At 44.1% G+C, this 15126-nt stretch carries 15 protein-coding genes; 7 read left to right on the top strand and 8 right to left on the bottom strand.

The window, feature by feature from the left end:
* Positions 1–14: 14 nt before the first annotated feature.
* Both JSY38_RS02295 and JSY38_RS02290 read left to right on the top strand, forming a co-directional pair.
* Positions 15–887, top strand: a complete 873-nt coding sequence (locus JSY38_RS02295) for a DUF3034 family protein (RefSeq protein WP_205115064.1) — start codon at positions 15–17, stop codon at positions 885–887.
* Positions 881–1312, top strand: coding sequence for a group I truncated hemoglobin (locus JSY38_RS02290; protein ID WP_114410817.1), 432 nt, complete (start codon positions 881–883; stop codon positions 1310–1312). Before JSY38_RS02295 ends, JSY38_RS02290 begins: the two co-directional genes overlap by 7 nt.
* Before the next feature lie 69 nt (positions 1313–1381).
* Here JSY38_RS02290 and JSY38_RS02285 read toward each other — a convergent pair whose 3' ends face one another.
* A complete protein-coding gene (locus JSY38_RS02285; RefSeq protein WP_205115062.1) occupies positions 1382–2251 on the bottom strand; it encodes a mechanosensitive ion channel family protein in 870 nt (289 codons plus the stop codon).
* Between the two features lie 201 nt (positions 2252–2452).
* Here JSY38_RS02285 and JSY38_RS02280 point away from each other — a divergent pair, with 201 nt between their 5' ends.
* Positions 2453–2728: a hypothetical protein gene (locus JSY38_RS02280; protein ID WP_205115060.1), complete on the top strand. Its 276-nt coding sequence runs from the start codon at positions 2453–2455 to the stop codon at positions 2726–2728.
* Positions 2729–2846: 118 nt separating this feature from the next.
* Here JSY38_RS02280 and JSY38_RS02275 read toward each other — a convergent pair whose 3' ends face one another.
* Positions 2847–4325, bottom strand: a complete 1479-nt coding sequence (locus JSY38_RS02275) for a RimK family protein (protein WP_205115058.1) — start codon at positions 4323–4325, stop codon at positions 2847–2849.
* 417 nt (positions 4326–4742) lie between these two features.
* On the opposite strand from JSY38_RS02275, the gene JSY38_RS02270 reads away from it, so the two are divergent.
* Together JSY38_RS02270 and JSY38_RS02265 are read left to right on the top strand one after the other, a co-directional pair.
* Positions 4743–5882: a GNAT family N-acetyltransferase/peptidase C39 family protein gene (locus JSY38_RS02270; RefSeq protein ID WP_205115056.1), complete on the top strand. Its 1140-nt coding sequence runs from the start codon at positions 4743–4745 to the stop codon at positions 5880–5882.
* A gap of 175 nt (positions 5883–6057) precedes the next feature.
* Positions 6058–7125: a threonine aldolase family protein gene (locus JSY38_RS02265; protein ID WP_205115054.1), complete on the top strand. Its 1068-nt coding sequence runs from the start codon at positions 6058–6060 to the stop codon at positions 7123–7125.
* A gap of 21 nt (positions 7126–7146) precedes the next feature.
* On the opposite strand, the gene JSY38_RS02260 is transcribed toward JSY38_RS02265, so the two are convergent.
* Positions 7147–7971, bottom strand: coding sequence for an AraC family transcriptional regulator (locus JSY38_RS02260; RefSeq protein WP_205115052.1), 825 nt, complete (start codon positions 7969–7971; stop codon positions 7147–7149).
* A 179-nt stretch (positions 7972–8150) separates the two neighbouring features.
* Between JSY38_RS02260 and JSY38_RS02255 the strand changes: the two genes are divergently transcribed.
* Together JSY38_RS02255 and JSY38_RS02250 are read left to right on the top strand one after the other, a co-directional pair.
* Positions 8151–9089, top strand: coding sequence for an SPFH domain-containing protein (locus tag JSY38_RS02255; protein ID WP_205115050.1), 939 nt, complete (start codon positions 8151–8153; stop codon positions 9087–9089).
* 2 nt (positions 9090–9091) lie between these two features.
* Complete coding sequence (locus tag JSY38_RS02250; protein ID WP_205115048.1) at positions 9092–9553, top strand: NfeD family protein; 462 nt, start codon at positions 9092–9094, stop codon at positions 9551–9553.
* A gap of 86 nt (positions 9554–9639) precedes the next feature.
* On the opposite strand, the gene arsJ is transcribed toward JSY38_RS02250, so the two are convergent.
* The 5 genes from arsJ to JSY38_RS02225 form a co-directional block, all read right to left on the bottom strand.
* Entirely contained in the window at positions 9640–10851 is a 1212-nt protein-coding gene (gene arsJ, locus JSY38_RS02245) for an organoarsenical effux MFS transporter ArsJ (protein WP_205115046.1), read from the bottom strand.
* Between the two features lie 29 nt (positions 10852–10880).
* On the bottom strand, positions 10881–11897 hold the full coding sequence (locus tag JSY38_RS02240; protein ID WP_205115044.1) for an ArsJ-associated glyceraldehyde-3-phosphate dehydrogenase: 1017 nt from the start codon (positions 11895–11897) through the stop codon (positions 10881–10883).
* A 33-nt stretch (positions 11898–11930) separates the two neighbouring features.
* Positions 11931–12275 (bottom strand): metalloregulator ArsR/SmtB family transcription factor, encoded by a 345-nt coding sequence (locus JSY38_RS02235; RefSeq protein ID WP_205115042.1) that lies wholly within the window; start codon positions 12273–12275, stop codon positions 11931–11933.
* Positions 12276–12494: 219 nt separating this feature from the next.
* Positions 12495–13346 carry a universal stress protein gene (locus JSY38_RS02230; protein WP_114410807.1) on the bottom strand — a complete coding sequence of 284 codons (852 nt, stop codon included), beginning with the start codon at positions 13344–13346 and terminating at the stop codon, positions 12495–12497.
* Positions 13347–13377: 31 nt separating this feature from the next.
* Positions 13378–14868, bottom strand: coding sequence for a SulP family inorganic anion transporter (locus JSY38_RS02225; RefSeq protein WP_205115041.1), 1491 nt, complete (start codon positions 14866–14868; stop codon positions 13378–13380).
* Positions 14869–15126 lie beyond the last annotated feature (258 nt).

Raw genomic sequence — 15126 nt, 5'->3', positions numbered from 1 at the left:
AACAGCAGGCATTTATGAGTAGTAAAGTAATAAAAATGGCAGCAGCAGGGTGCTTCATTGTGTGCGCATCGCCGAGTATAGCTGCCAATGGAAAAATATTGGCGACAGCAGGTCTTTCGCAATTGGAAGGCAGTGGTGGTGGAGGCCTTACTCCGTGGGCAACACTCGCAGGCTACGACAGTCAAGATGAAACAGCGGCTTCGTTTTTTATGACCGATGTAAACGTCAGTGACTATCGCTTGAGTTCCATTGGTGTGGCAACCAGTTTTTACGACAGAGTCGAATTGAGCCTTGCTCAGCAGACATTTGTGTTGCCTGCTTCTTTGATTACCGGATTAAGCCTAAGCTCTGAACAGATCAAACAAGATGTTGTTGGTGTAAAAGTTCGTTTATATGGCGATGCATTGTATTCCGCCTACCCTCAAGTCAGCGTTGGTTTACAGCATAAGAAATTAGACAGCGATTTTGTAGCGTCGTATCTAGGTGCAAAAGATGACAGCGGAACGGATTTTTATGTTGCTGCTACCAAGGTGCATTTAGGTGCGGTTGCGGGTTACAACCTAGTTTGGAACGTAACCGCTCGCGCCACCAAAGCTAATGAAATGGGCTTGTTAGGCTACGGAGGACCAGACAACAACGATTACCAAGTAATGATGGAAGGCAGTGTTGGTTTGTTGTTATCGCCTAACTGGGTTGTAGGCATGGAATATCGTCAGAAGCCGAGTAATTTATCCAGTGTAGAAGAAGATGGCTGGAAAGATATCTTCGTAAGCTACATGCCAAACAAAAGCGTAAACTTCACCGCAGCCTATGTTGATCTAGGTACAGTAGCGACGAAAAAAGATCAAAAAGGCATTTATTTATCCATGACGGGGTACTTATGGTAAACCTAGTAAAAGCATCGTTTCTGGCGTTGAGTGTGTTTTTGGTCGCTTGTGCAGCACCAAGCAAAGCCCCACAAAGCTTGTATGATGAGATTGGAGGTGCGCCAACCATTGAAGCGATTACAGAAAACTTCATTAATGAAATTAGTTTTAACGAAACTATTTATCGCTACTTTGAAAAAACTAACATCACTCGATTCCGTGAGAAGTTCATCGAGCACCTTTGTGTTAATACAGGTGGTCCATGTACCTACACAGGCGACACCATGTTAAGAGTTCACCAAGGTCAAAACATCAATGAAACTGACTTTAACTTAACCGTCGATTTGTTGGTAAATGCCATGGAAAAAGCAGGATTAACTTACCCTCAGCAAAATCGAGTACTGAAAGAGCTAGCTCCGATGCGTAAGGAAATGCTGTATAAATAGAGCGGTAGATCCGCGGATTTGAGATATAAAAAACGACATGGGTCGTTTTTTATATCGTTTATACTGATATTAAGCTTCGCTTTTTAGGAGCTTTAAGCTGCCATCGATATGAACGTCTCGTTGAGGGTAGGCGATGACAATCTTGTTGGCGGCGAGTAATTCGTCTAAGCGGAAACGAACATTACTTTTCGCCATACGCAAACCGCCTTCCACGTTGGATTGTATCCAAAAATTCACTTCAAAAATAAGTGCGTTATCGCCAAAGTCTTCAAAGATAACTTGCGGTGGAGGGTTGCTTAACACGCTATCTTGTTCCTCAACGGCTTGAAGAATCAATTTGGCTACTTGTTTTGCAGGAGAGCCGTAGGCAACGCCTATCTTGACTGATGTACGCATTAGTTTGTCGACCAAGGTCCAGTTCACAATTGTATTCTCTAGTAGCTTACTGTTGGGAATCAGCATATGAACACCATCAGTGCGACGGAATCGCGTCGAGCGAGTGTTGATCTCTTCTACGACACCCTTGGCATTTTCTACTTCTAAAAAGTCACCAATACGTATTGGCTTTTCCCACATCAAAATCCAACCACTGATGAAGTTATTAATGATGTTTTGCGCACCGAAACCAAAACCAATGGCAATTGCACCAGACAAAAAAGCAAAGGCCGTAATCGGCACATTAATAATGTCTAATACAGTGATCGCAATGATACTGATCGCAATGGCATATAAAAGGCGACGAACAAGGTGAATGATGTTCGGATCAGCATTGCGTTTGGTTAACTTTGTTGTTAGAAAACGAACTAAATACTTCGTTGCCCAAAAACCAATCAAGGCCATTGCGGGGATAAGTAGCACCCCACCGACCGTCATGGAATGACCTGCAATACTGAAAAACTCGTAGCTTATCATTCCTTTTATTTGTTCTATGTTTACCAAGGTCTTGCTCCTAACATTCGATCTAGGTATTAAATACTATTTCAGCGATATTCGCTTTATAAAAGCATCGTACTTATTGCTGATATTTTATTTTTTAGTTATTTCATTGATGTCTACAAAAGCGGGTCCATACCATTAAATAAGTGTAACATTGCTCAGCTCCTCAATGATGGGTAGCGTATTTCTAAAAAGGTAATATTCTTGAAAATCACCTTGTCTATCAGTGCTCAACACTTTGTATGGTTAGCTGTTGCCATTGTTTTAGGAATGACGATCGCTTACTGGTATACAGGTTGGCCAGTTATTGCTGTCTATTTTGGTGTGCCATCTGGGATAGTGAGTGCTTTAGGTTTCCTTTTGGTGGACAAGCTTTTCTTGAAATATGTACAAAGCTTGTTTAGGCGTTTGTTGTTAAGAGTGCTTTGTATGTTTGTTATTTCAGTGGCTGTCTTTGCGATGTTTGTGCTTTTAAAGTGATTATCTAGTCAAAAAAACAACCCCATCCTCCGCCTTCCCCTTGAAGACAAAAAGGGAAGGGACTAAACAAAAAAGGCGACTCATCAGTCGCCTTTTTTGTTTCTAGAGTGCTTGCTTATCAAGCGTGAATATCGCCTCGTTTTACCTGCATACGACGCAAGAACTCGGACATGATGTGCATGTAGAGTTCATCGCCTAGGTATTTGTCTTCTACGCCACGGTCGATACTTGGGTTGTCGTTAACTTCGATAACGTAACCACGGCCGTTGATTTCTTTTACGTCTACGCCGTATAAGCCTTCACCAATCGGTTTAGTGGCAGCGATTGCGGCTTGTAGCACGCGTCGTGGCACTTCGAAGGTTGGTAAGGTATCAAAGCCACCGCTTTGGCTTTTACTGCCTGTGTGTTGGTAAATCTGCCAGTGGTTTTTCACCATGTAGTAACGGCAAGCAAAGATCGGTTTGTTATTGAGGACGCCGATACGCCAGTCAAATTCTGTGTATAGGTATTCTTGAACCAATAGCAAAGACGATTTTTTAAACAAGGTGTTCAAGCTTTCGGTCAAAGCTTCACGGTTTTCTGCTTTTATAACGCCTTTAGAAAACGCCCCGTCTGGAATTTTTACTACCATTGGGTAGCTGATAACGGCTTCCAGTGCATCTTCAACGTTGCTTTCACCTTTGTGTACGATGCGTGTTTTTGGGCAAGGTACTTTGTGTGTGTTAAACAAATCTGCCAAGTAAACTTTGTTGGTACAGCGCATGATAGATTGTGGGTCGTCCATCACAACCAAGCCTAAGCCTTCGGCTTTTTTCGCGAAGCGGTAGGTGTGGTGATCGATGTTGGTAGTTTCACGAATGAACAAACCATCGTATTCCGGCAGACGCATGATGTCTTTTGGGCCAATGGTGTCTACGTGAATGCCAAGTTGTTTACCCGCTTGGATGAATTTTTTAATCGCTTGGTCATCACTTGGCGGCATGGTTTCTTCTGGGTTGACCAAAATCGCCATGTCGAATTTCGCCGCGCGTTGAATACGGCCTTTGCTCCATACCTTGTTACTGAAAGCTTCTAATGATTCGGCGAATAAGGTTTCTTCCGCGTCGTTTAACTTACTTTGTGATGTAGAGAAAAGGGCGGTGACTTGCCATTCTTTACGGAACTTCAAGGTAACTTCCAATACAGGGCTTGGAAAGCTTTCGAATAGTTTGCGTGCGAATTCCTTCATCTCTGGATGAATGGTTTTGCCGAAAACACAATGGAATTTCATTTCCATCGGGGCTTCTGGTTTGGTGAGTTTTTTCGCAAGCAATGGTAACCATTGAGATATTTCTAGCTCATAAAGGTCTTTTTTACTTAGGTCGTTAAGCACGCGAACGGAAGGCATAACGTGATGACCACGACTTTCTGCCAACAGTGAACAGTAATATCCGTCAGACAGATATTTACTGCTTTTACATAGGTTGATGATTCGTGTGCGTCCTTGGTTTTTTGTCGCGGCCAAGTTTAGGTATTGAGTAAAAGTGATCACTCGATCACTCGGTAAAAACGCGGACCAATCTTTGGCCTGATCAACAACAATGTATGTCTGTGACATTGGGTATGCTTTTCCTTTTGCTTAAAAAAACACTATGAGTTTGTAAAAGTTGCTTTAAAAAGGGGGGTTAAAAGCACCCTCAATTTGTGCGGATAATGCGCTTGTTTTACAAATTTAACAATAGTCTAAAAAAAACTTTTCGCGACTACTGCGCTTGCTAATACTTTGTTAAAAATAGACTCGAAAATGCTCATTTATAAAACATAAACTCCGCTTTCTCGTCTATTTTTGCCTCGCCTTAACTTCGCTCGTGACATCGTGAATAAGTTTTTTGCATAAAAAAATAAAATGTTTTTTTGATGAAAAAATAGACTATCTTTTAGGTAAGTTTCGCCCTAGAATGCGCGAAAATTTCCATCGTTAAACTGTTTTCAGTTCGACGATCCTAGCGACCTTTTGCCCTTCTGAGGCGATGTAATGATCACCAGTTCTTCCCCAAATATTGATATCCGTTTAGCCAGTGTAGACGATTTAAAAGCCTTGCTCGTTTTGGAAGGCAAAGCCTTTACCGGCGATCGTTTGAGTCGCCGTAGCTTTCGTAATGCTATTACCAGTTCTGGCTCGGCATTATTTGTGGCAATGAAGGAAGGCGGTGAGCTGTTGGGTTATGCCTTATTGCACCTTCGTCAAGGTACTCACTTGGCGCGTTTGTATTCGCTTGCGGTTTCGTCTGAGGCGCGAGGTCTTGGTATTGGCAAATTACTGATCCAAGCCTGTGAAAAAAAGGCCCTTAAAAAAGGCAAGATGTTGCTACGTTTGGAAGTCAGTGATGTGAATCATAATGCCATCGCCTTGTATCAAAAAATGGGTTACAAGGAGTTTGGTCATTACGATGCCTATTATGAAGATCAAACCGATGCCATTCGTATGCAGAAACGTTTGCGTCATGCCGGTGACGAGCAAACCACGCGAGCCATTCCTTGGTTAGCGCAAGGCACGCCATTTACGTGCGGCCCTGCGTCCTTGCAAATGGTGTTGTCTTCGATGCATCCAGATTATCAAGCAACGCCGAACGATGAGTTAGAAATTTGGCGTGAAGCGACGACGATTTTTATGACGTCTGGTCACGGCGGTTGTCATCCTATGGGATTGGCTTTGGCGGCGAAGAAACGTGGCTTGTCAGCGGATGTTTGGTTAAGTGAAGAAGGCCCCTTGTTTGTCGACAGTGTGCGAAACGAGTTAAAGAAAAACGTTATAACTCGCGTGCATGAAAGCTTTGCTCAGCAATGCGAAGAAGCCGATGTTCCCTTACATTATACAGCGATGCCGTTAGAGCAATTGATCGAAGCTTTCGACTCTGGCGCTTTGGCGATTATCTTAATCAGTACTTTTCGTATGGACGGAAAAAAATCCCCTCATTGGGTAGTGATGTCGGGCTACGACGAACATTGCATTCTGGTGCATGATCCGGATTTGGACGATGATAAAAAATTACCTGACGATCCACCAAGCCCGCTGGATTGTCAATTTGTGCCGATTGCTCGAGATGAGTTTGAAAAAATGTCACGCTTTGGGCAGAGTCGTCTGCAAGCCACGGTCGTGCTTAAAACTCAGTAAATAGCTTTTCTTCTCTGTTAATTCTTCAAGCAACTCACGGCACTTTCTCCATTTAGTTTTGAGGAGGGTGCCGTTTTTGTTTTTTCTACGTTGCACAAAAATCCAAGCGCTCGTATTTAAACGCTGTCATGATGTTACTCATTGATATGAAATAAGTTGATTTAAGGAGTATTCAATGAAGGTTGCGTTTACCAGTGACAATATTGCCGGTGCGTCAGAGTCTGTTTTTAAGGCCATGATGGAGGTCGCGCAAGGTGATGCTATGCCATATGGCAATGATGATGGCACGGCGCAAGTCACGCGTATGTTGTCGGAACTGTTTGAATGTGAAGTCGATGTGTTTTTGGTTTCTACTGGTACGGCTGCGAATTCGTTAGGAGTCAGCGCCTTTACGCCACCTTGGGGCAGTGTGTTGTGTCACACAGAAAGTCACTTATTGAATGATGAGTGTACCGCGCCGGAGTTTTATACCAGTGGCGCGCGTTTTGTCGGTATTGGTGGCGAAGATGCGAAAATGGACCCTGTTCAGTTGCAAAAATTGGTCAATCAAAAAATCGGAGATGTGCATTCATGCCAGCCTTCGGCGATCAGTTTGTCACAAGTCACTGAAGTGGGCAGTGTGTATTCGTTAGAAGAAATACACGCCATTACGAGCGTGGCGAAATCGGTTAATTTGCCTGTTCATATGGATGGGGCGCGTTTTGCCAATGCTTTGCTCGCCTTGGGTTGTACGCCCGCGGAAATGACGTGGAAAGCAGGTATCGATATTTTGTCTTTTGGTGCAACGAAAAATGGTGTGATGGCGGCAGAAGCCATTGTTGTGTTCAAACAAGCTTTGGAAGACAAAGGGATTTCTAGCGAAAAGGTAGCGAAAGAGTTGGGTTATCGTCGCAAACGTGGTGGTCATTTGCATTCCAAAATGCGTTTGCTGTCTTCTCAGTTGATTGCTTATCTAACGGATGATTTATGGCGCACGAATGCGACTCATGCCAATGCCATGATGGCTTTGTTGCAAGATGGTTTGAAAACCGTTCCGGGTGTAAAAATTAATACACCAGCTCAGGCGAATATGTTGTTCTGTACCTTGCCATTGCCGATGATTGATCATTTGCAAGCTGAGGGTTTTGGTTTTTACGGCGGTCGTTGGGAGGAAGGAGTGATTCGATTGGTGACGTCGTTCAGAACACCAAAAGAAGGGGTTGAGGCGTTTATCGCATCCGCGAAGGCGTTTGCAGCGCAATAGTTCTGCTACGAGGAGCTTTGATTAAGAGCGATAGCTTGATGGTGCAACGCCGAAGGCTTGCTTGAAGGCCCGATTAAAGTGGCTTTGGTCATAAAAACCGACATCGGCCGCGATGTCGGTGATCACTGCATTCGGTTTTGTTAATTGCGTGATAGCCCGTTCTAATCTTAGGCGCATTAGCCAGGCGTGTGGCGGGAGTCCGGTTTGTTTTTGGAAGCGTCGAATAAATTGAAAGCGCGTTAGTCCGCATAATTCTGCTAGGTTATTCAAGGAAATTTTGCTGGATAGATTGGCTTCACAATATTCTCTAACGTGTTTTAGTTGCTGATTTGTTAGAGCAAATGTTTCTTGGGTGAGTGGCTTTTTCTCCGCTGCCAACAGTAAATTTGATAGTGCATTGGTCCATAAACTGTCTTTGTGAAGCTGGCTGGCGTATTGGTTCGGATTGAATGCTTGAATCAGCTGTAAAAACGAACGATTGTGTGCGGGCTGATCGATTATCGATGGGGCAAGCTGTAGGTTGGTGTCTCGAGCTTGGCTATCGAGCAGCGCAGCTTGTATTAATTCTGCTGGAATGCGAAAGGTTTTTAAGTGGCGTGTTGTATTGTCTCGCCCTGAACCATCGTGAACTTCGCCAGGTGGCATCAGGCAAACTTGCTTAGGAACTAAGTCCAGAGTTTTATGTTGAACTTTCTGCTGTTGAGAGCCTTGAGTAACAAGCCCTATATGGTAATCCAAATGGTAGTGTGGCTGAAAATGAAACTCTGTGAGTTTTGCTTCACTAATAACCACGCCGGGTAGTTCTTCAATGTGTTGGTAATGAAAAGAGTCATTGCTCGACATCATGTAAAGATCTCATTGCTTCTTCAATTAATCTGGTTTTGTTGGTGACTTTTGCACCTTAACAGTGCTTACTATGGTAGCGATAAAATAGTCGTTCTGCTTGTATTTTTGTGCGTGGTGATTCATAACATCTTGGTGAAAATATAAGTCGGGTGTGTTTTGAAAATTAAGGATTCATTGTTATGGAAGAGTTACTTAGCTATATCTTGAGCGTACAAACGCTGGTTCTCGTACTGGTTATCTTTTTATTAAAGAGTTCGATTAAGTTTGTGCCTCAGAATCAGGCATACGTTATTGAGCGTTTTGGTAAATACCAATCGACGAAAGAAGCGGGTTTAAACTTCATTCTGCCTTTTATTGATCGTATTTCTGCGGATCGCTCTTTAAAAGAGCAGGCTGTGGATGTACCAGAACAAAGTGCGATTACCAAAGATAATATTTCTTTGCATGTGGATGGCGTGTTGTATTTCCGCGTATTAGATCCTTACAAAGCTACGTACGGTGTGGACGATTACGTCTTCGCTGTAACTCAGTTAGCGCAAACAACCATGCGTTCTGAGCTAGGTAAGATGGAATTGGATAAAACGTTCGAAGAGCGTGATGTGCTGAATACCAATATTGTGGCATCAATTAACGATGCGGCAGGTCCTTGGGGTATTCAGGTACTGCGTTATGAGATAAAAGACATTGTGCCGCCACAATCTGTGATGGAGGCCATGGAAGCTCAAATGAAAGCGGAGCGTGTGAAGCGTGCGCAAATTTTGGAATCCGAAGGTGATCGCCAAGCAGCGATTAACCGCGCTGAAGGCGAAAAAGCATCAGTAGTGCTAGCGGCAGAAGCGGATAAAGAAGAGCAAGTGTTGCGTGCAGAAGGTGAAGCAAAAGCCATTGTTGCTGTGGCATCAGCACAAGCGGAAGCGCTTCGCCAAGTCGGTGAAGCGGCAGCGACCGAAGAAGGTCAAAAAGCCATTCAGCTTGATCTTGCAAGTAAGGCAATTGAAGCGAAACGTGCTATTGCTAAAGAGTCTTCTGTTGTCTTGTTGCCTGATGGCGCGACAGAGCCGTCTGCAGTGGTAGCGCAAGCTATGACCATTATTCAGCAAATGACAAAAGGGAGCTAAATATGGATATCATTGCCAATAATCTGGCTCAGAGCTTGTTTATTGTTGGTTTGATTCTATTAGTCGTCGAAGTGACTGTGCTGGGTTTTGCTACTTTTGTACTCTTCTTCGTTGGCTTGGCTGCGATGGCTACAGGCGCTTTGGTTTATGTTGGAATACTGCCGAATAGTTTGCTGAGTGCTTTGTTTAGTACTGGTGTAATGACTATCTTGGCCGCGTTAGTATTGTGGAAGCCATTGAAGCGTATGCAGTCAAAGGTGAGTACAAAAAAAGCCAAAAGCGAATTCACCGATCATCAGTTCTTTTTGAAAGAATCCGTGTCGCCAACTCAGTCGCCTAAATATCACTATTCTGGTGTGGAATGGTCTTTGGTAAGTGATGAACTTATTGAAGCCGGAACCAAGGTGGAAGTGACTGAAGCGGAAGTGGGTAAATTACACATCAAAGCGATTAGCACTAAGTAAACGGCTTTAGATCCTGATAAAAGAAACGCCAAGTGTGTCGGTTGTAGCGCCGAACATGCTTGGCGTTTTTTTGTTGATTTAAATAGTTAGTTCGTCGCTTTCTGTGGCAACCAGAATGAAATAACACTGGTAAGTATAAGAAACCCACAAGACACCCAAAGGCAGGCAGTCAAGCCAAAGTCTTGGTAAATCCAGCCTGACAAAATCGTGCCAATGAGCCGTCCCATGGCGTTGGCCATGTAGTAAAAGCCCACATCTAAAGACACACCATCTTCGCTGGCATAATGAACGATTAAGTAGCTGTGTAGCGAAGAGTTGATAGCAAACACTATGCCGAATACTATGAGCCCGCTCAACAGAATCCATAGCACCTGATCTGCGCTTTCTAAGCCAATAGCGATGGCGGCAGGAATGGTGGTGAGCAGTATTGCCCAGAATTTGGCTTGTGTGCCAGTAGGTATTTGCTGTTTTGTTTTTCCTGTAATGTGTGGTGCAAGGCTTTGGACTATGCCGTAGCCGATGACCCACAAGGCGAGGAAGCTGCCGACGCGCCAGTGATCCCAGTCAAACTGGCTGGATAAATACACCGGAATAGCAATCACAAACCACACGTCCCGAGCGCCAAACAAGAAGAGACGTGCCGCCGATAGAATGTTGATTTCAGTGCTCTTGGAAAACATTTGTGAGAACTTCGGCTTCTTCTTCGACTTGCCTAAATCTTCTCGAAGTAGATACAAACTGGCAAGCCAAACGATAGCAAGGGCAATCGCCATGGCTAAGATGGCATTATGAAAACCAATAGTGCTGAGTAGAAAACCACCGAGGAAAAATCCCACACCTTTAAGGGCATTTTTCGAGCCAGTTAGTAGGGCAACCCATTTGTACAAGGTGCCGCTGGCGTTTTTGGGGACAAGCGTTTTGATGGCGCTCTTTGCGCTCATTTTGTTTAGGTCTTTGGCAATACCTGACAAAGCCTGTGCCGCCATGACCCAAGGAATGGTGAGAAAACTGGCGGGTAATAACAGCATAGACAAAGCGATGACTTGCATGGCAAGGCCAATGTTCATGGTGCGATTAAGTCCCCATTTTGCCCCAAGCCAGCCACCAAAAAGATTGGTAATGACGCCAAAAAATTCGTAAAACAAGAAGAGCAAAGCGATGTCTAATGCGCCATAACCTAGCTGGTGGAAGTACAATACAACCAACATGCGCAGTGCGCCGTCGGTGAGAGTAAAACTCCAATAATTACCAGTAACAATAATGTACTGACGAACGCTTTTAGGAAGTTGTGACAGCATGTGTGTTTTCGCTTTGCTCTGTTGTTTGTTTAGATGGCTTTGTCTAGCGTGCCGACTTTACGCATTAGTTCTGCTGTGCGATTGGCGTAACCCCATTCGTTGTCATACCAAACGTAGAGTTTTACTTGGGTGCCGTTAATTACCATGGTGCTAGGAGCATCGATAATGCTTGATCTTGGGTCGGTTTTGTAATCGATAGACACGAGAGGGCGTTCTTCATAGCCCAGAATACTTTTTAGCGGGCCGCTTTCACTGGCTGCTTTTAGCAATTGATTGATTTCTTTTTCATCTGTGGCGCGGTTCATTTCAAACACGCAGTCGGTGAGTGAAGCATTGGTTAAAGGAACACGCACGGCGTGGCCGTTTAACTTGCCTTTTAGCTCTGGAAATATGTGAGTGATGGCAGTGGCTGAACCGGTAGTAGTTGGGATCAAGCTTGTACCACAAGAGCGAGCGCGACGTAAGTCTTTGTGTGGCGCATCGATAATGGTTTGCGTGTTGGTTATGTCATGAATGGTGGTCATGGAACCGTGCTTGATGCCAATGGTTTCTTGTAGCACTTTCACCACAGGGGCAAGGCAGTTTGTCGTGCACGAAGCGGCAGTTACGATTTGGTGTAAGCTAGGATCGTAGTCGTCATCATTAACCCCCATTACCACGTTGAGCACGCCGTCTTCTTTGACTGGCGCGGTAACGACAACACGCTTTACGCCTTGATCCAAATAGGCTTGCAGTAAGGCTTTGGTTTTCATCACACCAGATGCTTCAATCACCACGTCGCACTGAGACCAGTCAGTTTCGTTAATGTTTTTATTTTGTGTGCAGGTAATTGTTTTGCCGTTGATGATGATTGCATTGTCTTTGCTGGTCGCTTCGTTGTGCCAGCGACCATGAACTGAGTCGAAGTTAACTAAGTGGGCGAGCGTAGTCGCATCACCTTTTAGGTCATTGATTTGTACAAACTCCACATCGTCCCAGTCAAAGGCTGCGCGAAATGACAGTCGACCCATGCGGCCAAAGCCGTTTATTCCTACTTTTATTGTCATGGTTATGGATTCCTATTGGTTAATAAAAATGCGTTAACAGCAACTGCCTGTGCGTTTTGGGCGGCCGCCCATGGTTTCTAACTGATCTATGTTGTCTTTTAGCCACAACACTTGGTTGTCTAACGTTGTCTGTAAGACACTCTTCGACCAAATGGGTAGTTCTGGGTGTAATTGATAAAACACCCATTGTCCTTGGCGGCGGTCACTCAAAATGCCGTTTTTGCGTAGTTGGGCTAGATGGCGAGATATTTTGGGCTGTGTTTCATTTAGTGCTTCGGTTAGCTCGCAAACGCATAACTCTTGATATTGAGTGATTAATAGTAAACAGCGCAAGCGTGTGTCATCGGCTAGGGACTTATAGAAATGATCGGGTGTCATGGTAAATAAAACGCATCAGTGAATGTTGATCAAATAGTATATGGAAAAACATATATATGCAAAACCATATGTTATGTTTGTTAAATATTTAACAAAAAATTCATCTAAGGTTTGGTTTAAAGTGGAAAGGGCTGGTGGTAATAAAAAAGGGCGAGCTGGGAAGAGGTCGCCCTTGATGTATCTTGCTTCATGAGCATTGTTTGATAGAGGTTGAATGCTCTAGCGCAGAATCAAGAGTGGAATGTCGCTCTCAATAATCATCTTACTGGTATTGCTACCAACGAAGAATTGACGAACTTTAGAATGGGCATAGGCGCCCATTGCCATAAGTTCTATCTGATTTTCTTCACGGTATTGAGTCAGAACAGGGTAAATTTTACCAGGTATGATGGAGGCTGTTACCTCAAAACCTTCCTCTTCTAAAATACGATGAGCCTCTTCAAGCTTGGCACGTTTTTCTGCGGTGGCTTCACCAGCCATCACCAGATGACAAGGTAAGCCCAGTAGTAATGGGCTTTGTGCAATACGAGCAATAGCGTTATCTGCCGCTTCGCGACCATCGTAAGCGATCATGAAGTTTTTTGGGGCTTTAAATTGTCCTACCGTGATTAATATAGGGCGATGGGATGTGCGCGCTACCCGTTCAATATGAGAGCCAATCGTATGGGAGCTTTGAGTGTGACCGCTACCGCTACGACCAATCACAATCAGTCTAGTTTCTTCTTCTAGATCAGAAAGGTTTTCGATTAGGTCGCCGTGGCGCTGCAAGAGTTCAATTTGCTTGGCGCCAGCCTTATGAGCAAACTCTTTAGCGTTTTCTAGAACAAGTTTTCCATGTTCAAGAGCCAACTTGGCACGTTTTTCATCCAGTGCAATGAGCTCTTCTAGTAAGTGTTCACGGCTGCCTACGCCGATAGAACCAGAGAGGTCATCATCTGTTCTAGCGGCTTCTTTTTCTAAGGAGTGCATCAAGGTTAATGGCGAGCCCATTTGTTTGGCCGCCCACACAGATGCGGTGGTGACGCACTCAGATAGAGAAGAACCATCAATACAAGCTATTACATTATTCATGTTGCACTCCTTGTTATTATTCTAGGGTGTTCTAGTGGCCACCCATTACCTTTTCGACTTCTTCGGGATTGTTGTGAACCCCAAATTTATCGACAACGGTTGCGCTGGCTTCGTTCATTCCTACCAGCTCAACCTCGGCACCTTCGCGACGGAATTTGATTACAACCTTATCTAATGCTGATACTGCTGTAATGTCCCAAAAGTGTGCTTCAGTTAAATCAATCGTAACCTTTTCAACGGCTTCTTTAAAATCAAAAGCGGCATTAAATTGATCTGACGACGCAAAAAACACTTGTCCAATCACTTTATAAGTACGGTGACCTGCTTTGTCGCCTTGTTCATTTTTAACCACCATAAAGCGACCGATCTTGTTTGCAAAGAACAATGACGCTAACAGTACACCAACAAAAACACCGATTGCTAAGTTGTGTGTGGCAACCACAATAGAAACTGTCGCCAACATTACAATGTTAGTCGATAGCGGGTGTTTTTTCAGGTTAATCACAGACTCCCAAGAGAAAGTACCAATTGATACCATGATCATTACAGCAACCAATGCCGCCATTGGGATTTGGCCAATAAGGTCATCTAAGAAAACCACCATGATCAATAATAATAAACCAGCGATGAATGTAGACAAGCGGCCGCGACCACCTGATTTAACGTTAATAACTGACTGACCAATCATGGCACAACCTGCCATGCCGCCTAATAAGCTTGAGCCAATGTTGGCAATACCTTGGCCCTTACACTCGCGGTTTTTGTCGCTGGTTGTATCTGTAAATTCGTCAACGATAGTGGCTGTCATCATTGACTCTAGTAGACCAACAACAGCAAGCCCGATGGAGTAAGGCAGGATGATCATTAAGGTTTCAAGATTTAATGGCACATCAGGCCATAGGAATATAGGCAAAGTATCTGGTAATTCGCCCATGTCAGAAACGGTACGTATGTCTAGTCCGTAAAACATAGCAAACGCAGTAAGTAATACTATGCATACTAATGGGGAAGGTAGCGATTTACCAATGATGGGAAGCAATGGAAATAGGTAAATAATACCTAAGCCTGCTGCCGTCATAGCGTATACATGCCAAGTCACATTGGTCAGCTCTGGAAGTTGTGCCATGAAGATTAATATGGCTAAGGCGTTAACAAATCCGGTCACCACTGAGCGAGATACAAACCGCATCAAAGACCCAAGCTTTAAATATCCAGCAAAAATCTGAATAACACCCGTAAGTAAACTGGCGGCTAAGAGATATTCTAAACCGTGGTCTTTTACTAAGGTCACCATTAGTAGCGCCATTGCACCAGTTGCCGCAGAGATCATGCCTGGGCGGCCACCGACAAATGAGATGATCACGGCGATACAAAAAGATGCGTATAAGCCAACTTTAGGGTCAACGCCAGCAATGATCGAAAATGCGATGGCTTCTGGTATTAATGCCAGGGCCACAACCGTGCCAGCGAGAGAATCGCCCTTAATGTTTGAGAACCAGTCCCGTTTAATTGTATCGATCATGTATTACCTTCTGAATAAATTAGAGCAAATAAACCGCAATCAGTGCAATTAGCACTTGTTTAATTGGCTTTATATCTTATTAACCGTTTCTTAAAAAGTTCGGAGTTCCGAGCCATGGCTAGGATATGTATAAAAACATCCCTATTAAGGCTCGTTGAGTGAGCTGTTAGCTCGGGGTAGACAATGGGCGACATCTTATAACCTTAATTAAGGTCAGTGCCCGAAATTGCGAAAATTATAAAGAGTTGGGTTATGTAT

It is taken from the genome of Marinomonas foliarum (assembly GCF_016906065.1).
Taxonomy (GTDB): domain Bacteria; phylum Pseudomonadota; class Gammaproteobacteria; order Pseudomonadales; family Marinomonadaceae; genus Marinomonas; species Marinomonas foliarum.
The sequence above is the reverse complement of the archived record's forward strand: the minus strand, read 5'-3'. Positions and strand labels throughout refer to the sequence as shown.